The sequence below is a fragment of the Algoriphagus terrigena DSM 22685 genome (assembly GCF_000429445.1).
Classification (GTDB): Bacteria; Bacteroidota; Bacteroidia; order Cytophagales; family Cyclobacteriaceae; genus Algoriphagus; species Algoriphagus terrigena.
Window position 1 is genome coordinate 187,395 of sequence record NZ_AUBW01000006.1, and the last position, 23,696, is coordinate 211,090.

Sequence of the window (23,696 nt, forward strand, 5' to 3'; positions counted from 1 at the left end):
GACCTGAATGCATCCCAGAAAGGTATAAAGGCGAGTGCCTTTGACAATTCCTACGCTGGCATTATCCAGATCAGGTGTTCGGGTATGATCTCAGCCTTACAGTCAGGCACCCCGTTGTTTTATTTAAATCCAAATATAGGCTTCAATTTGGATTCGTCAACAGTAAACAGACGACCGCCCACTGATTCGGAACACTTTTATGAAAATGCCGGGCGAGATTCTGTACCTCAAAAAAACGACTGGAGAAAGCAGGTAGAAAGATTTCGTCTAAAGGCATATTTTAGCAGTCACTAATCCGCAGCCAGCCCATGAAATTCCTCGCAACTTCTATCTGCCTCTTTCTTTTTATCTGGGGAAAAAGCCCAGCTCAAGACTTTCAGCAAACGCTAACCTCGGAACTCAGCTACAAGATGCCCGGGATACTGTTTACTATAGAATCCGGTGACGAAAAGCTCTCTTGGACCGGCGCTTCCGGCTTCGATGACCTTGCAGCTGGGGACTCATTGGAGCCCGATCAGACTTTCCGAATTGCCAGCGTTACCAAGACCTACGTGGCAGCCAGTATCCTCCGACTGATGGAGAAGGGAATCCTAAACCTGGACGACCCAATTTCCAAGCACATCTCTTCTGAGCATGCTGAGATTCTTTCAAAGGATTATGACCTAGAGCAAATCACCATCAGGCAGATCTTGAGACATTCCGCGGGCTTTTTTGACCACACCCATGCTCCGGAATTCTTTGAAATCGTCCTCCAAACCCCGACGCATGAGTGGACCCGAACCGAGCAGTTCCGCATGTGTGTGGAAAAAGGTGAGCCAATCGGCACTCCGGGGAAGCAGTTCAGCTATTCGGACACCGGATATGTGATCCTGGGAGAGCTGATCGAACGCTACACCGGCAAAACGCTAGACGGCGGGATCAAGGAAATGCTTGGACTCCAGCAACTGGGACTCGAGCGAACCGACTTCGAGCGGGTCGATCCGCAGACGGATCAGCTGCGAATCCACCAGTATTTCCAGGGCAGAGACACCTACAGCTTCAGTCCGACCATGGATTATTATGGGGGCGGAGGTATCCTTTCTTCAACCCAGGAATTGGTGGATTTCTTTCAAGCTCTTTTTGGAGGGAAAGTCTTTGACCATCCCGAAACCCTGCAGCTGATGCTGGAACCCGTGACTTATGAAACCAAAGCCCAGATGGACTATCAGATGGGAATGTATAAGGTGAAAGTCAATGGGCTAGACGCATATTGCCACTCCGGATTTTGGGGCACTCAAGTGCTCTATATCCCTTCACTGGATCTCTATCTGGCCACCAACTATTCAGGAGGCTGGAGAGGGAGCCCGGTTGCGCCGGTTTTCGGGAAGGTGCTGTTGGAACTGGGAAACTCCAAAACTGAAAATTGAGAGGTATTTCGCCGGTATTACCACTCTACATCAAACTCACTTCTTCACTCCAGCAATCACCCGCAGTGGTCCACCGCTGCCGCCTTTGATCTTCATCGGAAGTGCCACGATGTAGAAGCCCGACTCCGGCAGCTGGTCGAGATTCGCAATGTTTTCGAAACCCGGGATATTATGTCCCATCAAAACTTGGTGCGACTCAAACTCCTTAGACTGTCCATAATCCAAGCTGGGCGTGTCCAAACCTACCGCTTTGACCTTTATCTTCTCTGCCAAAAACAGGGCGGCCTCGGGGTGAATTCCCGGAAAATGAAGTTCAGGAATGGCTTCCAGTCCCATCTTAGCGGTACCGAAATACTTCTCCCGATCCGGGTAGAAGCTTCCATACCCCGTTCGGAACAGCACCATGCTTTGCTCGGGAATGTGTCCGTTTTTTTCCTCCCAAGCCAAGAGCGCCGCGACGTCGATACGATAATCCGGATCTGCCAAGGCTTCCTTGCTCACATCGATCAGCACAGCAATGCCAGTAAGCTGAGAAAGGCTGAGTTCGTCTAGCTTTTGCCCCTTTGCAGAAAAATGAATCGGCGCATCCAGGTGCGTTCCGCCATGCTCTGGTGTGGACAGGCTATAGGACGAGTAAAAGTATCCGGCCTCTGTCATTCCCTCCGCCTCAGTCACGAGCTCAAAGCCTTTTAGATTGTTTGGCCAGTAAAGTGTAGTGGAATCGAAAGAATAGCTCAGGTCGATCCATTCGAGTTCGGCGAGAGTTGCAAGAGGATCGGTGGGCGCTGTTTGAGCCGGCGGCTGGCAGGAGACTCCTACAACCGTCAAGATCAAAAAGGAAAGGCAAGCAGAAACGTATCGCATGGCAGGAAGAGATTTCGGAAGAAATAGCGCCGAAATTCACCGAATCCCAGAGCGCATTATCCCTGAAAATATAAAACTTACCTCACAAAACGGCCAGAGGCTTCTTTCTATCTGTGCTTTTCAAGCATCCCCTTGATCAGCTTAAATCCGTTCTCCGCCATATCCCAAGGCTCGGAGAAGTTTCTCCATACGCCGATGGAGTTGGCAAAGGCAGGATCGTTGCGGGTAAAGCCCTCGATGGTCAGCCAGCCCTGGTAGTTTACTTTCTTCAAGGCTGCGAAGGCCTCGTCAAAGTTCACATGACCCGAACCCGGAGTGCCACGGTCGTTTTCCGAGATATGAAAGTGTCCCAACCGGGGAGCAATGAATTCAATGGCTGCACCGGTCTTTTTCTCCTCCATATTCGCGTGATGGGTATCAAACATCGCCTGGACGTTGGGATGGTTGACCTTGGTCAGGAGGTAGTCCATCTGTTCCATGGTATTAGCCAGATAGCATTCAAAGCGGTTGAGCGCTTCAGGTGTCAGGAGAATTCCCAGCTTCTCGGCGTAGTCGCCCATCTCGTGCAGAACTTCCGCCGACCAGTTGTACTCCTCCTCCAGCGGCTCGCGTGCTGCAAACGTCGCAAAAGCCGAATGGAATGGCCCGCAAAGCACTTGAGAACCCAGGTCCGCCGAGCGGTCCAAGACCCAGCGAAGCCGTTCTTTGGACTTTTCTCGAATGTGTTTGTCTGGCGAAATCGGGTTTTCCTCCGGACTGAGGACAGTCACCGTGGTGACTTCGAGTCCGATATCTGCACAGTGCTTGCCCACTGCCTTGAAGGCTCTCTCTTCCCAAGGCCCGACAAAAAATTCCGCTCCGTCGTAACCTATCGCCTTCAGTCGATCCAAGATCGGAAACAAGTCTTCCGATACTACCGCTGACCAGGCCAGCACGTTAAATCCTATTTTGTTCATGAATTCTTTGTTTCAAATTTTAACGGAATCTTGATTCTTCAATATTCAAAATTCGCCGTTCGGTGTTCGGTGTTCGGTGTTTAATGATTTACTCTCCAAAATCTGCCGTTAGTGGAGACACTAACGGCGGCGGACATAAACGCCGGCTAAGGTTTCCACATCTTCGTTATTCTAGATTCGACGTTCGGTGTTCGATGTTTCTTAGAAATGAATATAGAATGCTGAACTCCGAATATCGAAGTTTCGTTCATGCCGTTTGTGAAGACACAAACGGGCGGCGAAAGATCATTAATAATGAATATGGAACTCTGAATTTCGAATGTCGAAGTTCTTGATACTTGATTCTAGCGACTTGCTACTTACTTAAAATCAGCCACTTTCATCCCCTTGCGGAAGGTATCAAAGCCAAACATCGTCGGATTATATTCCCCCACGATCTCGACGTTGAAGTCCGGAGTGATCCTCTCTCCCATTCCCAAAAGCCAAAAAGAAGCATTGACGATCATTCTTCTCAGATCCTCGTTTTGGAAACCCAAGGAAGAGCCCATGGTAGATGTGAAGGCCATTCCTGCTTTGCCATCTTCGATCTGATATGGCTTGGTCCATGCGACTGGCATCACGGACTTTTCCCACATCAATGGTGCTTTATCATCCATGCCGGCAGTAGATTGTCCATAGAGCAACACCTCGGCTTCGGCAGGCAAGCTTTGGATTCCATAGACGTCCTCTGGCACCCAGATGTCATTAAGACCCCGAAGTACGGGATGGTCGTTCATCTGCTGAACTCCGTCTACTAGTGCTCGTGAACCTTCTTTGCCGTGATTTCCGTGGTGGTTTACCCAGGTTTCACCAAAGATCCGCATGCCAAACCCCTTCTCCCAACCTGCTTCGTTGCCATTCCAAGTCCACTTGGCGTAGGGAGAAAGTTTGTTTTTCTGATAGGCAAAAGCGTGGGTAGATGTCCGTAAACCGATGATTGGCTTCCCTGCTTTCAGGAAATTCTCAATGTATTTCGTCTGGGCATCTGGCAACTCCCGGAAGCGCGTCAGCATGATCATTAGATCTGCCGACTCCAAGTGCTCTAGGCCGGGGATGTTATTCTGATAGCTGGGCAAGATATCGCCGGTTTCCGGATGAATTGGGAAAAGCACCGTGGTCTTAAACCCAAATCGAGTCGAGAGGATCTTTGCCAGCATGGGCATGGATTCCTCGGAGCGGTACTCATCGTCTCCGGCCACCAGGACAATGTGTTTTCCTTTGCCCAGCCCTTCCTTCCCTTCATATTGGAGGAAAGTTGTTCCATTTTGGGCGCATGCCAAGAGGCAGCAGCAGGTCATTAAAAAACTAAAAAGGAGGCTTTTGGGTAGGTAGGACATAGCTATTCGGTTTATTTGAAAAGATTCAGCGAGAGAATGGAAAATAGATTCCCGCCCTCAAAATAGGGCTTTCGGACAAATTTGAAGCAGAAACTTCCAAGTGCGGTCATTTTCTTTTGAAAATCCACTTGATAGCGGAAACCAACAGCAGCACCACCACGCCGACTACCAGACCGATCAGAAATTCCTTAACGATGGCCGGCCAGGATTCCAGCAAATGATGAAAAAAGTCAATGTTGTGAGCGAAGATCCCTCCGGATACTAGCAACAAGGCGATGGTACCAATAAAGCCGATCACCCGAATAAGGTGCGGAAGGGCATTGACCAAGAGAAGGCCGACTTTATCTGAAAAGCTGTCTTTTCGGTCGTTTAGTGCGATGAGCTTGTAGCCAAATTCATCCATCCGGACGACGATCGCTACGATGCCATACACCCCCACAGTTGCAATCAGCGCAATGATGGTCACCACGGCAATCTGGTTGGTCAAGGACTCGCCCACCACCGTCCCCAAGGCGATGATGACAATCTCCACCGAAAGGATAAAATCGGTCGTGATGGCTGATTTGATCTTTTGCTTCTCCAGCGCCAACACCTGCTCCTCCGTGATATCTTCATCCAGCTTCTCCGCAGTGTGCTGGTGATGGGGCGCGAAGTACTCGTAGATCTTCTCCGCCCCTTCATAAGCCAGATACAAGCCGCCAAGAACCAATATAATCGTGACCGCCACCGGCAGAAACGCGCTGAGCAGAAACGCTACGGGGAGGATGATTGCCTTATTGAGCAGCGAGCCCTTGGTGATCGCCCAAAGGACCGGAAGCTCGCGGTCTGAGACGAAGCCGGAAGCTTTCTCAGCATTGACCGCCAGATCATCGCCCAAAATCCCGGCGGTCTTCTTTGCCGCCACTTTACTCATCACTGCCACATCGTCCATCAGCGTGGCGATATCATCCAAAAGGGCAAATAATCCTGAAGCCATTCTTTAATTTATAATTTTTGATATTCGAATTACGGGAAAGGAGTACAAAGTATCGAGTACAAAGTACCAAGTAAATAAAAAAGTGTTCAGTAATCAGTCTCAGCAGGAAGTTTGTTGCAGCCTAAATTATTGAGTTGACACTTTCGCATTACAACATTCAAACCCAATTTTCAAATGAAAAATATCGAACATCAAATGTCGAACTCCGAATGTTGAAGAGGGTTCAACCTTAGCACTTTCCAACTTTACTACTTTCCAACTCCTTCGGATCAAAGATCAACGGAAAAAACTTCCCTCCCATCGTTTCCCCTTTTGAAATCACCGGCACACCCGCCAGAAGAGGTTCATTTGAATCCGAAATCGTCCCATTTGCAAAGACATTCAGTACAAAGGCCTTTCTTGATTTATCAGAGTAATTTGCGAAGCTCCCATGGACCAGCAACGGATGGTGAAATGCGGCATAGCCGGCTTTCAGCGGAATCGCCACGGGTTTGAAAGCCGCCTTTTGCTCCTCGCTCATCATCGCCATCAGCCCGTCCATCTCTCCGGCAAGCGCAGGCTTCTCCAACAATCCCCACCGATGCGAACCCGGCACATATTGCAGGCAGCCGTTTTCCTCCGTGGCGTCATCCAGTCCACACCAGCAGGTCAGATGCTGCATCTCAATCGTCCGTGTCCAATAGGAATAGTCCTGATGCCAGGCCACATTTCCCCCGTGATGGGCTGGCTTGCAAAAGAGCTGATCGTGCCAAAACCGAACCGACCGGTCACCCAAGAGTTGGCTGGCAGCCATGCGGAAGGCAGGATTCCAGATTGCATCGTGAAAGGCCTCCGCAATCCGCCAATGCCCCAGCGAGTGGAACAGCACCTTGTTGGGGTCTCCTGACTCGTTGCTGTGAAACTCATGGAAAAGCGAATGCAGTGGATGTGCAGGATCCATGACTTCGTCCAATGCCTTCTTCAAGGCTTCAATCTGGATTTCGTCCAACAGCTTAATACCCGCCAGGTATCCATTTTCATGGAAAAAGTCGACCTGCTCCTTGCTGAGCCGGTATTGATCCCAGTCGGAGGTAGTTTTCGGTTGGGGGAAAAGGTCCGTGAGCGGATAGTTAAAGTCTGCCAAGTCTTTCATGGATTTCGGGGTTATTGAGCGGGCAAAAGATAGTAAAAATCGGAAATGAAGCTATCCTTACCTTGGGTTTCGGCATCGTTTGCGTGGATTTTCCAAAACCCGCTTCTCAAGTTTAGGGATATGTCGGTAGATTGGTCCGTTATAATCTCCAAGGTTTGAATCCCTTGAAAGGTCTTCCCGTACTTTAACCCAAAAAACCCATGCTATGAATACAAATCGAAGAAACTTTTTGAAAACCGGAGCGACGGCAGCTCTTGGGCTTTCTGGACTGACGGTGATTTCACCAGCTGTCTTGGGAAAGTCCATGGGCTATGTAGCTCCCAGTGACAAAGTCAACCTAGCCTGCATCGGCATCGGCAACCGCGGAGCGGAAATCATCCGTGAACTTCACAAGACCGGCCTCTGCAATGTCGTCGCGCTATGTGATGTGGACATGGGAGCCAAGCAGACCGAGGACATCATGAAGATGTTTCCACAGGCGAAGAAATTCCAGGATTTCCGTAGGATGTTTGACGAGATCGGAAAAGAATTTGACGCGGTCAGCGTCGCCACTCCGGACTTCTCCCACTTCCCCTGTACTATGCGCGCACTCGCCGAAGGCAAACACGTCTACGTGGAAAAGCCCATGGCCAGAACCTTCCAAGAGGTCGACCTAATGATGGCCGCCGCCAAAAAATACCCGAATCTGGCCACCCAGATGGGAAATCAGGGTCACTCCGAAGGAAACTATTTTCAATTCAAAACCTGGAAAGAAGCCGGAGTCATCAAGGATGTGACGGCCATGACTGCGCACATGAACAGCCGCCGACGTTGGCATGACTGGGATCCAAAGATCTCCAGCTATCCCGCCGCCGAGCCCATCCCCTCCACCTTGGACTGGGACGTCTGGACAGCGCAGGCAAGACCACACGAGTTCAACAAGGACTACCACAACGGCCAGTGGAGATGCTGGTACGACTTCGGCATGGGCGCACTCGGAGACTGGGGAGCGCATATCATGGATACGGCGCATGAATTTCTAGAGCTCGGCTTGCCCTATGAAGTCAATCCTACCAAGCTCAGCGGACACAATTCATTCTTTTTCCCGATGTCCACCACGCTGGAATTCAAGTTTCCGGAACGTGGCGCCATGCCTCCGATGGTCATCACCTGGCAAGATGGATTGGACAACATCCCATCTGTACCAGAGGGCTACGGTGTGTCCGAACTGGATCCAAATATCCCGCCGCCAAGCAATGGCCAAATGCAGCCGGCAAAGCTGAACCCTGGCAAGATCATCTACAGCAAAGACCTAATCTTCAAAGGCGGTTCGCACGGTAGCACGCTATCCATCATCGGTGGCGACAAAGCCAAAGAATGGGAATCCAAGCTTCCTGAAGTTCCTGCGAGCCCGTCCAACCACTTCGCCAACTTCCTCAATGCCTGCAAAGGCGAGGAGAAAACCAGATCCCGCTTCGAGATCGCCGGCCCACTTTCACAGGTGTTCAGCCTGGGCGTGATGGCACAATGGTCCGGGGAGAAATTAGAATTTGACAGGGAAACCCGTCAGATCACCAACAATCCGATGCTGAATCAGATCCTGGTGGGCATGCCGCCGAGAAAAGGCTGGGAGGAGTATTATACCGTGTAGAGGCAAGAGGATAGAACCAAGACGCTAGACGCTAGACTTTAGTATCAAGAGGCCGTCCGGATGCAGATCTGGGCGGCTTTTTTTTATTTTCCTCAGAGGCGGGACATCGGGAAATCTGTGCCGATCTGTTGGCTTCTCTGTGAAGATCCGCGGGAAAAACCCCTCTATTCCGAAACCCGAAATCGATCAACTCTCCAGCCGCTCCAACCTTTCCAGCAGCGGCGGATGGGAATAATTCACAAAGACATACCAAGGATGCGGATTGGTATTGCTGAGCGACTTGACAGACAACGTCTTCAAGGCATGAGCGAGCGGAACTCCCGCAAAGGTGGTCTTCGCAAACTCGTCCGCCTCAAATTCATTCTTACGACTCAGCCAGTTCATGCCGATCCCCAACACGGTGGAAATGGGCGAGAAAAGCATCGCAAATCCAATGATATTCAACTCCACGGCCATTGAGTCTCCGCCAAGGGCAAGGCTGATATTTTCAGAAAACACAAACTGCCCCAGCAAAAACAACATCAATCCCACCTGAATCACCGAGATCACCATCCCAAGGACGATGTGCTTTTTCTTAAAATGTCCCACTTCATGCGCCAAAACAGCGATCAGCTCGTCCTCCGAATGCTGCTCAATCAGCGTATCGTAAAGCACGACTTTCTTCCTTTTACCCAATCCGGAGAAAAAAGCATTTGCCTTGGCAGAACGCTTGCTGCCATCCATGACGAAGATGTTATCCAGCGAAAAATCCACGACGCGGGCGTATTCGAGGATCTTTTGCTTCAGCTCCCCATCTTCCAGAGGAGTAAGTTTGTTGAATAAGGGCAGGATCAGGGACGTGTAGAGCAAGTTGATCAAGACCATAAGTGCAGCGGCGACGATCCAAAACTGCCACCAGAAGTCTTCTCCCATCCGATCGATCAGCCAAAGAAACAGCAGTAATAATCCCCCGCCGATCACAATACCCAAGACATAGCCTTTGATCTTGTCGGCAAAAAAAGTCCCCAGCGTAGTCTTGTTGAAGCCATATTTTTCTTCAATCACAAAGGTGCTGTAATACTCGACAGGCAGCCCCAGAATGTCTGAGGCTAGAAACAATATTCCAAAAAACACCAGTGCCTGAGCGACCGACCCCAACCCAAAGCCCGCGACCCAATTATCTACAGCACCCAGCCATCCTTGGTAAATCAGGAGAAAAGTCAGAACAAATGAGACGATGCCGACCAACAGCTTGAAACGGAAATTTTCCCGCTGGTAGGACCTTGCCTGGTCCAGTTTTTCCTGACTGAGATAGCCCTCCAGCGTTTTCGGGATCTTTGACGCCGGATTTTTTACATTGAGAAAATCCAGGATTTGGTTGAGCAAAAAGCCAAACAGCAATACCCCAATCAAGAGGTATTTCAAAGCTTCAACAGACATCAGCAATTAGAATTTTGGGCAAGGAAGGACGGTATCCCTTCTGGAAGGCTTGCCCTGATACTGATTAGGCAGTGTCCAGGACAGGCTTAGCTCATGGGCTCCGCCGGACTGAATGCCCAGTTGGGAAACCGTGTAGTCAAAGCTATACCCGATATTCATTCCACTCAGCAGGTTCAAGCCAACCATCATGACGATGGCGTCGCGGTTGCTTTGCTGCTCAACAGGCTTGTAAGGCAGTCCTCGGTACCAGAGCCCAAAAACAATCGGTTCAATCGAAAAATAGGCACCGACGTCCAGCTGCTCAAATGGTCCCTGGCGCTTGTAATTGACGGTTGGAGTAAAGGATCGCTGCTTTCTCATGTGCGTAAAATCCCCCCGCATAGCCCCTTCTCCCAGATCAATCCGATATCCAGCATGAAAGGAAAGCTTCATCGGCAATGGACTGACCCCCTCGATAAAGGACTGGTTCGGCTCGTTTACATGATGAGCAGCAAATCCGACCCAGAGATTTTCTGTAAAGAACATTCCACCCACAGACAGTGAAAGCATGCTGATGGGGTCTCCCAATCCGGGGATATCTGTACCCGGCAAAGTGGGTCCAAAAGGATCAGAGGGATTGATCTGGTTGGCAAAAACCAGGTTTTCATAGAATCCGATTTCCCTTCGGATATAAGTCGCCTGAAATCCCGGACGGAAGTAGGCATTATCGCTGATCTTGAGTTCGTAGGAGTACAATGCTGAGATTGATGTCGAGCGCAGCTTGGCCGCTCCCTCCGTGTCCTGCATCACGTGAATGCCGATGCCACTGTTGTAGTCAGGCAGATAGGTATCGTAGTAAGCTGAAAACGTGGTAAACTGTGCATCTATCGATGGCCACTGATTGCGGTAGTTGAACCCAACGCGACCGGTCAATTCCCCTCCTGCCATTGCCGGGTTCAAATAAAGCGGGGCTGCGTAATACTGGCTATATTGCGGATCCTGAGCAAAAGCAGAGAAGCTCAAGCAAAGACAAAAACCAGTAAAAAAAACCAAACTTCGAAGTGACCGTAACAAGGAATTGTTCGTTTATTTGAGTACTCAGTCAGCTTCTAAACGTTCCAGCCTTTGGGTTGTTTTAGAAAGCAGTTCGAAAAATATGAAAAGCAGCCCTATTTCCATAAGGTTCATTTTAATTTTTGCAAGTTTCATTTCCCTGAGCTTTTTCGGAGTCAATAGCTTGGGTTATTCTCAAGGCTTCAATGAAAACGAATGGATTTTTGGCTATTGCGGTGGAAGTACGGATAACAACTACCTCTCCTTCGGAAAAGGCGGCACTGCAAACGTCCAGACTTTGCCCGGCTCTGTCATCATCGGAGCCAACAACAACGCACTCGCCATCGACCCCATCACCGGCCAGCCGCTCTTTGCCACCAATGGAGTCTTGGTGTACGACTACAGCTCCTCACCCATCCAGGGCAGCGCTCCAGGGCTCAATGGCGACATAGACGGCCATCAGAAAGTTGCCACGGGATTTCTGGAGTACGACCCTGACGGGAACAAACTTTTCTACATTTTCTATCTTTCTCCCGGCGGGCAACTCCAATATGCCGTAGTCGACATGAATGCGCCCGGTCAGGCCGTGGGCAATGACCGGCCTTTGGGCGAAGTCACGACAAAAGACCAGGTGATCGGGCCCGCCTCGGGCGCTCTTTTGGTGGTAAAAAGTCCCGCTTCCCCCTCCTACCTGATCAGCTTTACCGGAGGAAATCTAGTCTCGAATCAACTCCAATCTACTCAAGGCAGCTTTTCCCAAACAGATACTGAAGGGATTCCTTTCACACCAAAATCCATCGTCTTTGACGAGGAGAACAGCCAGTTGATTGTCATCTCAGAAAACTCCGGAGACGACATCATGGTCGTACCTTACGACACCAGCTCTGGTAATTTTGGAACTCCCCAAGCGATCGCGGGATCGAGCGGAAGTGAAGATATCGGTGGCGCGGACTTTTCTCCGGATGATGCCTTCATCTACTTTTCCAGGGGAAACCAACTCTTCCGGGTTCCCAGCAGTGACCTGAGTGCTACTCCGGAAGAAATCCCGCTGACGGCCGGATTGAATCAAGTCTATGACATCAAAGCCGGCCCTGACGGACAGCTCTACTACATCTATGAGGAGGTGGTCGGTGGCCCTCAGTTGATCGGGCGAGTCACCAACCCGAACGAACCTGACCTCACTTTGGTCACTTTGGAAGAAGATCCGTTCAATGGAACAGATTTCTGCGGAACGATATTTCCCGTCTTTGCGCCAAATGCGGACATCGCGCCTTCGGTTGACTTTACCTGGGATCCAGAAGCCCCCTGCTCCAACAATCCCGTGCAACTCACCAGCGTGATCACCCCGGAAAATTACCAGCCGGTTTCGTTCAATTGGGAATTTACGCCGCCACTGACTGACTCGGACGGCAATCCACTTCCGGCTGACTTCACCCAGGAGCATTTTCTGATTCCTCAGGATGCTGCTCAAGGCACCAGCATTTCGGTGACGCTTACGGTAGAGTTTGCGGATGGAAGCACTCAGGTCGTGCCCAAAACGATCCCGCTGACCGAGAATAAACTGGAGGCAAACTTCAGTCCCTCAGACACGACCTTGTGTATGTCCTGCATCGACTTGGATCCACTTCTCCAGGCTCAGGCGGCAGGTGAGGATGGAGAGGCTCCTCCAGGTGGCGGCGGAGATACCTACGAGTACTTTTGGTCCAACAAGCGGGACCGCGGCTGGATCGGCAAAGAAGCAAATGAAGTATGTCTTCCCGGATTGTATTGGGCGCTGGTGCGTGAGCCAGGCTCGCAATGCTACGCATATGCTGAGATTCGGGTAAAAATTTGGGATCTCCCCGATCAGTCCAACAACATCTGGTATTTCGGAGACGGCGCGGGATTGGACTTCAATCCTGATCCAAACGACTCCACTGCCCCTACTCCAAGGCCAATTGCCGAACGGCACCCTCAGAATATTCCAGCAGGAACCACCACGATATCAGACCAGGCCGGACAGGTGTTGTTTTTCACAGATGGGCAAAAAGTCTGGGATCTCAACGGAGATCTGATGGCCAATGGTGACAGCATCGGAGGTGACAATTCAGCAAGTCAGTCAGTGATCGCGGTGGCGGTACCGCAGCAGCCTACCTTGTTTTACCTTTTCACGACACAGGCAAGCGCCAGCGGCTCCAATACCGTGAGCTTCTCCATGGTGGATATCAAATCAGAGAATACGACCGGGGTGGGCAATGTGGTCACCAAAAACAATTTCCTCTTTAGCCCCTCCACTGAGCAGTCGGCCGCATTCTCCGGCGGGGACACCACTTGGGTGATGTACCATGAGTTGGGAAACAACTCCTTCAGGGCCTATCCTGTTTCCGGGAATGGCATCGGGCAGCCTGTCTTGAGTTCGGTGGGGAGCAGTCACGGGTTTAACTCCGGAGTAGGCGCGATGAAGTTTAGTCCGGACGGGACGAAGCTCGCCGTGACCATCTCTGAGGGTGGCTGTAACAAAACAGAAATCTTTGAATTTGACCAGCAAACCGGTGAGTTGACCGAATACGCCCGACTTGATCTAGGCTGCGATGGAGATATCTATGGGCTGGAATTCAACCAAGACTCTGACAGAGTATTGGTTTCCTATCGAAACGGCGGCCCCGGGGTGGAGGAATTCATCATCAAAGAGGTTGAGAACGACGACGAAACTGCTCCGTCCTGTCCGGCATGTTTTGGCTCAGCAACTACCCGGGCCCAGCGTGAAGCCTGTATCCTCACCACCAAAAAGACGGTCAGCGGCACGTCAAGCTTAAATCTGGGAGCACTTCAAATCGCCTCCGACGGGCAAATCTATGTTGCCGTGGTCGGTGATAACCGAATCGGACAGATTCAGGTAGGATCGGGCTGTAGCGGCACGAGCACGTTCAATCAGGATGCCGTAGAGCCCATGCCAGGAACTTCCAATTTGGGACTCCCTTCATTTGTCCAAAACTCCGGCAGCTCGATCCCTGAGCCTTCGCTTGCTTTCCCTCCCAGATTATGCTTGGACCCCGAGCTAGGAGCCGGTGCGCTGTTGGAAGGAGGCGGTGAGCCCGACATTGATTCCTATTTCTGGACGATCACCCACGAAGATGGAACCGTGATCAGGGCAAATTATGGAGGCCCGGGAGATCAGTTCCAGACGTTGGATCAAATCTTCAACGCACCAGGCATCTACACCATCGAACTCCGCGTGGATCGATGCGGGGACCCTGACTATTTCGAAGCTGAAGGGGAGATCGAAGTGGTTGCTCCGCCCACGCTTACGCTGCCCACAGACATCACACTATGCGCTGGAGCGCCGGTGACCCTCACGGCAATTGACGGGTATGACCCGGCAGAAGGATTGTATGATTTTCAGTGGACCAACGCGGCAGGACAGGTGTTTGGAGATGAAAACTCCAACTCCATCGATGTGACTGAGGAAAGCATCTACACCGTTGAGGTGAGTTTCCGCTTGCCGGAGGGACTTTCAGATGACGAGGCACTACTCTTCGAAACCTGTCCTGCGACCGCGGACGTGTTTGTGGGACCGGCTTTTGAATTTGACCTGACTCAGACAGCGACTGAAGTTTGTTTTGAGGAAACATCCGTGACTTTTGCTCCGAACACTCCGATCTCAGGCGAATGGTTTTACGACCTAAACGCCAGTGGCACGAGGGTTTCTTTGGGTGAATTTTTCGAACTCGAGCTGATCATCAACACGCTTCCAGGTCCGGGGCAATACGAGATTATCTTCGTGACCGAAGATCCGATCTTGGAAGGTTGTGTGGTAGAGAAAAAGTTGGACTTGCTGGTGAACGAACTGCCAATCCTGATCGCTACGCAAACTGCTCCAGCGACGGATTGTGCTACTCCGGATGGGGCTTTTGAGATTACACTTCAAGGCGATGCAACTGAGGTACGGGTTCCTGAGTTGGCACTCACCTTTAACAATCAAACTGCCGGAACTGTCATCCCCGTTACCAATGTCTTGCCGGGTGTCTATACCATCGAGGCAGAAAACAGCACGGGGTGTGTCTACTCTTCCTCTGTGACGGTAGAAAACCAAAATCCTCCCACTCCTTACCTATTTTCAGCCACTCCGACAGATGAGACCTGTAATGCTACCGGCGTAGAACCCGGAAAGATCACTTTCACATTCAACAACGGAACAGCCCAAGTCGGAACTTATACTGCAGTTCGCCAGGGAGATGGGCAGATATTTACCGGCCCGCTTCCAAGCTTGGCAACTTTTGATGTTGCTGTGCCATATGGCGACTACTTGGTGGAAGTAGCTGACGCGTCAGGTTGTGCCGTGCCGGATCCGACGCTCTATTCCATCACCCAAAAATTCGAAGTAGTCTTCTCTGTACCCACAGAGCTGACTGCCTGCGAAAGCTTCACTTTTGCGCCGACCGGTCCCAAACCGTTGACCTACACCGTCACAAATTCTACAGGCACCACCATCTCCCCTGATGCTGGCGGAGACTTCACTTTCACCCAAACCGGAATCTATACGATTCGGGGCGAGGATCCCAGTGGAGTCGATTGTCCGAAGGAGATCGAGATGAACGTCACCATCACCCAAACTTTGGATTATGAACTTGCCGGTCCGATTGTCGATTGCCAGACTGGGATCCGGTATGAAGCAGTATTGAACAATGCCGATCCTGCAGATGTTGTTTTCCTCTGGAAAGATGACCTGGGCGTGATCGTAGGAAGAAGGCAGACTTTTGTACCAAATAGAGATGGAGACTACACCCTGGAAGTACAGCCAACCAATGGTGGTCTGTGCCCTTCTACTGAGATTCCTTTTACTGCGAAAATCTTAACCGAGGCAGTCCCGGTGACTTTGGATGTGGTACCATTTTGTACCGAGCAGACCAGCACCACGATCACTGTCGTCGCCGACTTGGCTGATGTAGCGCAGATCGAGTGGTACAGCGTGTCGGGTGGCACACGTACGCGACTGCCTCAATACGACGACTTGCCGATCATCGACGTAGCGGTGGAGGGGACATACGAGGTTCTCTTGCGAAGTGAGTTTGGATGCGACCTCGGCCGGGCAAACGGCGTAGTGGCCAAATCGACGATCATTCCCCCTGTCGTACCGACCCAGCTGACCATCTGTGCAGTAGAAGGCATCACAACTAGTATTGACCCCGGTATCTACGACAACTACAGCTGGCTTTTGAATGGTGTAGAGGTTTCGCAAGAAGCGATCTTCACTCCGACTTTGCCGGGGAATTATGAGCTGCTCGTCTCTGACAATTTGGGCTGCGAATATAGGGTTGCTTTTGTCGTAGAAGAAGATTGTCGTCTGCTGATCTCCTATCCAAATGGCGTCGTGCTTGATGACCCCAACCGCGGATTTATCCTCTATGCCAATGATTTCATCGACTACATCGAAGTCTATATCTACAACCGATGGGGCGAGTTGATCTTCTACTGCGAACACGAAAACGTGGAACCAAGACAACCTTTCTGTCCTTGGGACGGCGTAGTCAATGGGAAATTTGTCCCCAATGGAACGTATGCCGTCGTCGTGAAATTTACTTCCAACAACCAGAACATCACCAAAACCGAAACCAAAGCGATTACGATCATCCAATAGTATGCTGATTCTTATTTCCCCTGCCAAAAGCCTCGACTACAGTATCCCAGAGTACAAGAAGCACACCTTGCCGGACTTTACTTCGGACATCAAAGCGCTGGTGAGTGTGATGAAGAAGAAAACGGCGAAGGAGATTTCCGAGCTGATGCATGTGAGCGAAAATCTGGCGGTGCTCAATGAGGAACGCTATAAAACTTTTCAAAAAGAATTCACCACCGAAAATTCCAAGCAGGCGATCCTGGCGTTTAACGGTGACGTGTACACCAAGATCGATGTAGACAACTATTCTGCTGCGGATTTTGGGTTTGCCCAAGACCACCTGAGGATTCTTTCAGGGCTCTATGGCTTGTTAAAGCCGCTTGATCTGATTCAACCTTACCGCCTGGAGATGGGCACTCGGCTGGAAACTAAAAAAGGCAAGAACCTCTACGAATATTGGGACAAAAAGATCGCCAAAGCAATCAATGACGCTGCCGCGGGAAGGCCTATTGTGAACCTGGCGTCTCAGGAATACTTCAAGTCAGTCCATCTCAAAACCTTGAAAACTCCGCTGGTAAACATCCATTTCAAGGAGTTCAAAAACGGAACCTACCAAGTCATCGGGATCTTTGCGAAGCAGGCAAGAGGGATGATGACGAATTTTGCGATCAAAAACCGACTGACAGATCCAGAGGAATTAAAGTCCTTCAACGAAGAAGGCTATGAGTTTTCGGCGCCGATGAGCGACGGTTCAGATTGGACTTTTATCAGGTAAAAAGCTTAGATCAAGATGCATTTTCGGCTAGCTCAAATTAATTTTTAGCGGGATAAAATTGGTAGATTAGGCGCCTAATTTCCAGTTTGTTCTCGAATAATTTGAAAAAGCTTTTTCTTTTTATCCTGTTGGCTATCTCTTTCTTGTTGGACGGATCATCTTCCGGAGGGACAGTTGGCTTTTTGGTAGATAAGGCCAGTAAAGCTTTTGTCGAATTTAAAAACACGCAAGAATTCAACGACCCTGAGCTAACTGGTCCCGATCGACTCTGCAATATTTTTGGGAGTGTGCTGGGCACCTACTCGGGAGGCGGAGATCCTGAAACAGATGTTTATCAGTGGACGATTTTGGATCCGCAAGGGCAAATTTTGTTTACCCGACCGGCAGGTGCATTTCCTACCATTACCTACACGTTTGAATTAGTCGGGACGCACAAAGTTGAACTAATCGTTTCGAGAGGAGGGATTCCTTTGGAAAGCTTTTCTAAAGAAGTCGAACTTGTAGAAGGTCCTGAAATCACTTTGAAGCCTTCCTACGTGATTTGCGAAAATCAGGAAATCCAACTGCAGGCGATTGATCCTTCTAGCTCTAATTTTCCGGATTATGAGTTTGAATGGAAAGATGAATCTGGCGTTGTCGTTGGTACCTCGAATAGTTTGAAAACTTCAGCTTCGGGGAAATATGAAGTTACTTTTCTGTTCAAAGATTCCGGAGGAAATCCAGAGTGCGAAACCCGCCTGCAGACGGAGGTGATCAGCGCTGGAAGTTTTTCAATCGTAAGCTCCTCAACTACTGTCTGTCCGGACGGCACTATCACTTTTACGTCAGAACCGGAAGTTGATGGGGACTGGTTTTTACAAAAAATCGGCGATCCTGTATTAACACCATTGGGGTCTGGTAATTCTAAAACAATCAGTCCGGGCTCTGATCTGGATGGGCATGGTGACTATGAAGTTAGCCTCGTTGTTCCAAATCCAAACAACGTCGCTTGTATCCAGAAAGCCCAGCAACAATTTTCATTTAATCCGCTACCCGAATTTGAGCTTGAAAGTGCGGCCAGTGCCACTGGCTGTCTGGTACCGGATGGTGCAATCAGGATAGTAGCGCTTACTCCAATCGATTTTTTGATTTTAGACGAAGTTGGTCAATCATTTGGCCCATTGAATCCAGGCGATATTGTTGAATTTCCAGGTTTGGAGTCGGGCACTTACACTATTTTAGGCCAATTGGGAGGATGCTTGAACTCATTGGGTTCGGTTGTTCCTTTGGTAGATCCTCCTGCTCAGTTGGAGTTTGAGATATCAGATATCCAGTCTGAATACTGTACCGAAACAGGAAAAGAAAACGGATCTTTTTTGGTCAAACTAATCAGCGGTATATTGGAAGGGTCCTATCGGATTAAAAACCTGAAAGGTTCGGTGGTCAAAAATGAACCTCTTCCATTAACAGACGAATTTCGAATCGATATTCAGGGGGGTAAATATTTCTTTGAAATATTGGACAAGGACAGCTGCAACCTTCCAAAAAGTGAAGAATTTGAAGTTCCCAGCCTTGATCAAGTCAATTTTTCCATATCCGACAACTTGTCGATTTGCCAATCCTACGAATTCACTCCTCAAACCTCGGAGGCGCTTGAGTTTACACTCACATTTCCCGACGACACCGAAGCCGTTCTTCCGGCGGGAGAAGCATTTGTACTGACTCAGGCCGGCACCCACACTTTGGTGGGAAGGCTTCCGGGACAAGCTGAACTCTGCCCAACTTTGAAGGAATTTACGGTCAAGCTGGTGGACCCAATAGTGTTTGAACCCCGACTGATGAGTGAGGATTGTACGGTTGGAAACCGCATTTATAAAGCGGAAATTTTCGAAGTAGACCCTTCTACAGCGGTTTTTCAATGGAAAAATGAAACCGGGGAAGTGGTTGGAACGGGACAGTTTCTTTTTTTACCACCAAGTTCATTTGGTGAATTCTCACTGGAAGTTCAGCCTGCAGAAAGTCAAACCTGTCCGATTTCCCCTACAAAATTTATCGTGAAGAAGCCGGTTTTGTCAGTGGATGTGACATTGGAATCCACCAAACTTTGCGAATATGGCCCCAGAGCTTTGGTAGATTTGACCACGACGTTTCCGGAGGAAATCACCGATATCGAATGGCGCAGATACGACGACATGGGAAATATCGAACCCCTCCCTCAATTCAATAACCAATGGCAGATCACAGCGGATATTGCGGGGATTTACGAAGTCGCCGTTTTCAGCAGGATTCCGTCGATCAACAAAGATTGTGAGCTGGGCCGCCAGACACTGGACATAGACCTCATCCCGGAAAAGGTACCCTTCGACGTGCCCAGCGATCTATTTATCTGTGATCCCTTTTCGCTCGTTCCGGAGTCAGCGACTCCTTTGGCGTTTGAGTTGACTTTCCCTGACGGAAAAATAGAAGTCAAAGACTGGAATGAAGCGTTTATCCTTGATCAGGAAGGCAGCTACACCCTGCTCGGGTACGATCCGAATATTAAAGGGCCGCTTTGCCCCGATGAAAAAACCATTCAAGTCAAAGTCTTTGAACCTGTTCAATTTGTCCCCAAGCTGGTGGATATGTCCTGCACGGGTGAATATCATTATACAGCCGAGATTATTAACTATCCTCCCGACGAGGTAGACTATCTTTGGAAAGACCCGAGCGGGAATTTGGTGAGCAGCACTTCGGAGCTTTTTTCCACAACCTATGGAGCTTTTACCCTCGAAATCCAACCAACGGGGTCGATTCCATGTACGGTTACGCCGACTTCCATCATACTGGAAGTTCCTGCCTTGTCCATCACAGCGAGCATCGTAGCGGAGACACTTTGCCCCGACCAGCCGGACGCGGCACTTCGATTGGAAACGGACTTTGGCCTGGTCGCCACCATCGAATGGTGGTTTACCGACCTGAGCAGCAATCAGTCTATGCTTTCTTCCGAAACAGGGAAAAGAGAAATCCTGGCCACGAATGAGGGCACTTATCAAGTGAGGATTTTTAATGAATTCAATTGTCTATTGGGTTCTGACGAGACCTTCGTCGCGCGAAGTACCGATGCGGTGCGTCCAAAGCTGGAAGAGTCTTATCAGATTTGCCCCAAGTATGAGATCGCTCCTACCCTGAATCCCGGCTCATTTGCCCAATATGAATGGTATTTTGAAGACAATCTTGTCTCCACCAATCCTACTTTCAAACCCTTGCAGATTGGCACCTACTACTTGATCGTGGTAAGCCAGGAAGGATGCGCTTACGAAACAAGCTTTGAAACCACCGAAGAATGCGATCTTGAGGTGGTTTTTCCAAATGCTATACAGCCCGGAAATCCGGACAAACAGTTTCTTACCTACGCAAATTTCCTCGTAGACGAGATGGAAATTTGGATATTCAGCAAGTGGGGCAATCTTATCTTCCACTGCTTTCAAGTCAACTCAGCGCCAGGAGAATCCGCTTGTTTCTGGGATGGAACTTTCGATGGAAAAGCCATCCCTCCCGGCTCCTATGCGGTGCGAATCAACAGCCGAAACATCGAGAAAAACCTAAAGAATGAACAATGGGAGGCAATCTTAGTGGTTGATTAAATTTCGAACATCGGCTGGACTGGTACATTTTTTGACCTGACGGCAGGATACATGCTGCAGAGCGCTGTATCTTTGTCGCAATCCCCGTGGAGTACATTACCTTGATACAAACCCTGTTTCCCTACAACAGAAGGGTTGGAACATCGGCTATCTGGTTGTTTTTTTTTCTTCTCTCTTTCTCATCAAAAGGAGAGAGGCGAGAAGATCTGAGCCTTGGCAGTCCAACCTTTTCTCTCAGCGCAGAACCAAATCTCACCGGTTCTGAGAATATCTGCATTCTTTATGGCGCAGAGGTTGGCACCTACAGTGCCGGTGGTGATCCAGGAGACGTCTACGAGTGGTTGGTTACCGATGCTGCAGGTGCTGTAATTTTCGAGAACAGTGGAGGAGATCAACTGGAAACCATCCAAGTGGTATTTTCCGAGGTTGGATCCTACACCGTCCAACTAAAAGTCCGCCGGGGTACGAATGCGGATTATTATCAAGACCAGCTTACTGTCACGGTCCAACAGGGCCCCACGCTGGCGCTTTTACCTGACTACCTCTTGTGCGCGGGATCTCCGACACTTTTGACAGCGCTGGACCCAGCCAGCACCAACTTGTCCGAGTTCAGCATCGAATGGAAAAATATCAACGGAGACGTGATCGGTACCGGAAACGAATACCTGACCTACAACGAAGGCTTCCATTTGCTTGAACTTTACAAAATCGATGCCTCCGGAAACCCCTCTTGCCTGGTGACAGCCTCAACCTTTGTAGGGCCTCCGATTGACTTTCAAATCATTCCCTCCAGCACAACCATCTGCGAAGACGGATCAATTCATCTCGGGCTGGACACTCCACTTTCCGGTGATTGGTTTATACAAAAAGACTTCACTGGCGCAAGAAGTGCAGTCGGCACTGGCTTTGAGGTCGATATCAAAGCTTCCGACCTTTCAGGGCCAGGATTGTACCTGGTCGCTTTTCAAACTGTTTCGGAGCAATATCCGGATTGTATCTCGGAACGAATGATTGGATTTGAACTGGTCGAATCGCCCAAGATCACGACCTCAATCGTCAATCGACCGGATGATTGTGCTGTCCAAAACGGTACGTTCCAAATCACTTTCGATGCGGATGTCGATGCCTTTTATGTACCGGAGTTGAACGTCGTCGAAGGACCACATAGCGTAGGCGATCAGCTCACCTATTCCAATCTGGAGCCTAAAGTCTACTCTTTGGTGGTGGAAAAAAATGGATGTCAGGTCACCCAACTGTTGACGCTGGATGCGGATAATCCGCCCACGTCACCAAGCCCGCCGAGCCAGACTCCGCCTGCCATCTCGGTGCAGGCAGAATCCTGCTCCTCCGACGGAGTGAAACCAGGCAACGTATTTATCGACCTTAGCGCACCGGTGTCTGCAGGTGAATATCGGATAATGAGAGATGGCCAGGGGGAGATCAAAAAAGGGGCGATTTCTACAAGCGGACAGACCACTATTGACCTGAGCGCGGGAACTTACCTTCTTGAAATGAAGATCGACGGTTGCACCCACGCCGTCGAAACAGTCACGATTGAGGACTCCCCACAGGCAGATTTCACGATTCCTGAGGAATTGAACATCTGCGAGACTTTTTCTCTCAAACCCGAGACCGACCAAAACCTAAAGTTCACGCTGACTTTCCCTGACGGGAGCTCACAAGCTGTCACTTCCGGTGACGGTTTTACGCTAACTGAAGCGGGCGCCTATTCCCTCTATGGCGAAAGTAGCAGCTCCAGTCTGCAGGTTTGTCCCAAACGGATCGATTTCAACGCAACTTTCTCTTCCCGCATTTCCTTTGCGCCTGTGCTGGCGATTGAGAAATGCTTTGCTCCGATCAGGTATCAAATAGATCTGCAGGGAATCCCGATCGAAGAAGCGGGTATCCGCTGGTACAATGACCAAGGAGAAATAATGGGCAGAGGGCCGGAGTTTTACCCTCCCAGCGTGGGACTTTACTCTTTGCTGGTCCAGCCTCTCCAAAGCGGGTATTGCCCGGTTGAGCCGGTTGAGTTTGAGGTTGTGGCACCGATCACGGCCGTGCCGATGGACCTGAAAGCCGGAAAAATCTGCCCTTCGCCAGAGGTTAGCACGATCACGCTGACGACCAATGAAGATGAGGTGGTCAATACCGAATGGATCTTCTATGATCTCGAAGACAATAGAGAGGAACTCACCTCCCTCGATGGTCTTTTCGAAATCGAAGTCAGCCAGCCCGGAACCTACGAAGTAGTAGCATACAATGCCATGGGCTGTGAAATCGGCAGAAATCTGATCCCGGTCGAGGAAAGTGTTCTTCTTACGCTACCGGAATTGGATGAAGAATATGGGGTTTGTAGCAAAGGAAAGACTGGTCCACAGCTAAATCCGGGAGAATTTGACCAGTATTTCTGGTATTTCGGCGAGGAACTTGTCTCCGAGGAACCCGTCTTCATTCCGTTCCAAGCCGGCGACTACTCTTTGCGGGTGGTGACTGTGGACGGCTGTGAGTTCTTCGAAACTTTTAGCACGTACGACGCCTGTTCCTTTGAGTATGCCCTGCCAAACGCTTTGGTGCTGGGAGATCCTTCGCGAAATTTTCAAGTTACCCTCAGCGAAGGTGTGACTGAAGCGGAATTGTTTATCCTAAATCGCCAAGGCACCCTAATTCACTACGAGAAAGCGGCCGAAATCCCTTTTGGCGAGCCCTTTTTGCAATGGGACGGAACGTCAGGCGGTAAATTCATTCCGTCAGGCACTTACGTCGTCGTACTGGCGGTCTCCAATCCCCTCTATGATTACGAGGAAAAAATCACCACCTCGCTGTTGGTATTGGAATAGAATCCGTCCAGATAATATTTAGGAAGGCGGGAGAGCAAAACCCTTTTTTTTTTCTATTTTGGGCCGCTTCTTAAGCTATGTTCCACCTCAAC

At 49.9% G+C, this 23,696-nt stretch carries 13 protein-coding genes and 1 riboswitch; of the genes, 6 read left to right on the plus strand and 7 right to left on the minus strand.

Annotated elements, in window-relative coordinates:
- Positions 1–30: 30 nt before the first annotated feature.
- A riboswitch (TPP riboswitch) is annotated at positions 31–124 on the minus strand.
- 184 nt (positions 125–308) lie between these two features.
- Positions 309–1,406, plus strand: coding sequence for a serine hydrolase domain-containing protein (locus tag G459_RS27015; RefSeq protein WP_051315108.1), 1,098 nt, complete (start codon positions 309–311; stop codon positions 1,404–1,406).
- A 36-nt stretch (positions 1,407–1,442) separates the two neighbouring features.
- Here G459_RS27015 and G459_RS0106775 read toward each other — a convergent pair whose 3' ends face one another.
- From G459_RS0106775 to G459_RS0106800, 5 genes are all read right to left on the minus strand, one after another.
- Positions 1,443–2,270, minus strand: a complete 828-nt coding sequence (locus G459_RS0106775; protein ID WP_026966961.1) for a cyclase family protein — start codon at positions 2,268–2,270, stop codon at positions 1,443–1,445.
- A gap of 107 nt (positions 2,271–2,377) precedes the next feature.
- The gene (locus G459_RS0106780) at positions 2,378–3,226 is read right to left on the minus strand and encodes a sugar phosphate isomerase/epimerase family protein (protein WP_026966962.1); all 849 of its coding nucleotides are present in this window, start codon (positions 3,224–3,226) and stop codon (positions 2,378–2,380) included.
- A 359-nt stretch (positions 3,227–3,585) separates the two neighbouring features.
- Complete coding sequence (locus tag G459_RS0106785) at positions 3,586–4,602, minus strand: ThuA domain-containing protein (RefSeq protein WP_035455333.1); 1,017 nt, start codon at positions 4,600–4,602, stop codon at positions 3,586–3,588.
- Between the two features lie 106 nt (positions 4,603–4,708).
- Complete coding sequence (locus G459_RS0106795) at positions 4,709–5,578, minus strand: DUF808 domain-containing protein (protein ID WP_026966964.1); 870 nt, start codon at positions 5,576–5,578, stop codon at positions 4,709–4,711.
- A 229-nt stretch (positions 5,579–5,807) separates the two neighbouring features.
- The gene (locus tag G459_RS0106800) at positions 5,808–6,710 is read right to left on the minus strand and encodes a phytanoyl-CoA dioxygenase family protein (protein ID WP_026966965.1); all 903 of its coding nucleotides are present in this window, start codon (positions 6,708–6,710) and stop codon (positions 5,808–5,810) included.
- A gap of 205 nt (positions 6,711–6,915) precedes the next feature.
- On the opposite strand from G459_RS0106800, the gene G459_RS0106805 reads away from it, so the two are divergent.
- The gene (locus tag G459_RS0106805) at positions 6,916–8,340 is read left to right on the plus strand and encodes a Gfo/Idh/MocA family protein (RefSeq protein ID WP_026966966.1); all 1,425 of its coding nucleotides are present in this window, start codon (positions 6,916–6,918) and stop codon (positions 8,338–8,340) included.
- A gap of 186 nt (positions 8,341–8,526) precedes the next feature.
- Here G459_RS0106805 and G459_RS0106810 read toward each other — a convergent pair whose 3' ends face one another.
- Positions 8,527–9,759: a M48 family metallopeptidase gene (locus tag G459_RS0106810; RefSeq protein WP_026966967.1), complete on the minus strand. Its 1,233-nt coding sequence runs from the start codon at positions 9,757–9,759 to the stop codon at positions 8,527–8,529.
- A gap of 6 nt (positions 9,760–9,765) precedes the next feature.
- Complete coding sequence (locus G459_RS0106815) at positions 9,766–10,812, minus strand: PorP/SprF family type IX secretion system membrane protein (RefSeq protein WP_026966968.1); 1,047 nt, start codon at positions 10,810–10,812, stop codon at positions 9,766–9,768.
- An 82-nt stretch (positions 10,813–10,894) separates the two neighbouring features.
- Here G459_RS0106815 and G459_RS0106820 point away from each other — a divergent pair, with 82 nt between their 5' ends.
- From G459_RS0106820 to G459_RS0106835, 4 genes are all read left to right on the plus strand, one after another.
- Entirely contained in the window at positions 10,895–16,408 is a 5,514-nt protein-coding gene (locus G459_RS0106820) for a T9SS type B sorting domain-containing protein (protein ID WP_026966969.1), read from the plus strand.
- A 1-nt stretch (position 16,409) separates the two neighbouring features.
- Positions 16,410–17,162: a peroxide stress protein YaaA gene (gene yaaA / locus G459_RS0106825; RefSeq protein ID WP_026966970.1), complete on the plus strand. Its 753-nt coding sequence runs from the start codon at positions 16,410–16,412 to the stop codon at positions 17,160–17,162.
- Between the two features lie 101 nt (positions 17,163–17,263).
- Positions 17,264–20,764 (plus strand): T9SS type B sorting domain-containing protein, encoded by a 3,501-nt coding sequence (locus tag G459_RS0106830; protein ID WP_026966971.1) that lies wholly within the window; start codon positions 17,264–17,266, stop codon positions 20,762–20,764.
- A gap of 86 nt (positions 20,765–20,850) precedes the next feature.
- The gene (locus G459_RS0106835) at positions 20,851–23,604 is read left to right on the plus strand and encodes a T9SS type B sorting domain-containing protein (protein ID WP_026966972.1); all 2,754 of its coding nucleotides are present in this window, start codon (positions 20,851–20,853) and stop codon (positions 23,602–23,604) included.
- The last annotated feature ends 92 nt before the right edge of the window (positions 23,605–23,696 follow it).

Coding starts and splice junctions, on each gene's coding strand:
- G459_RS27015 (WP_051315108.1), top strand. CDS start 309: ATGAAATTCCTCGCAACTTCTATCTGCCTCTTTCTTTTTATCTGGGGA.
- G459_RS0106775 (WP_026966961.1), bottom strand. CDS start 2,270: ATGCGATACGTTTCTGCTTGCCTTTCCTTTTTGATCTTGACGGTTGTA.
- G459_RS0106780 (WP_026966962.1), bottom strand. CDS start 3,226: ATGAACAAAATAGGATTTAACGTGCTGGCCTGGTCAGCGGTAGTATCG.
- G459_RS0106785 (WP_035455333.1), bottom strand. CDS start 4,602: ATGTCCTACCTACCCAAAAGCCTCCTTTTTAGTTTTTTAATGACCTGC.
- G459_RS0106795 (WP_026966964.1), bottom strand. CDS start 5,578: ATGGCTTCAGGATTATTTGCCCTTTTGGATGATATCGCCACGCTGATG.
- G459_RS0106800 (WP_026966965.1), bottom strand. CDS start 6,710: ATGAAAGACTTGGCAGACTTTAACTATCCGCTCACGGACCTTTTCCCC.
- G459_RS0106805 (WP_026966966.1), top strand. CDS start 6,916: ATGAATACAAATCGAAGAAACTTTTTGAAAACCGGAGCGACGGCAGCT.
- G459_RS0106810 (WP_026966967.1), bottom strand. CDS start 9,759: ATGTCTGTTGAAGCTTTGAAATACCTCTTGATTGGGGTATTGCTGTTT.
- G459_RS0106820 (WP_026966969.1), top strand. CDS start 10,895: ATGAAAAGCAGCCCTATTTCCATAAGGTTCATTTTAATTTTTGCAAGT.
- yaaA (WP_026966970.1), top strand. CDS start 16,410: ATGCTGATTCTTATTTCCCCTGCCAAAAGCCTCGACTACAGTATCCCA.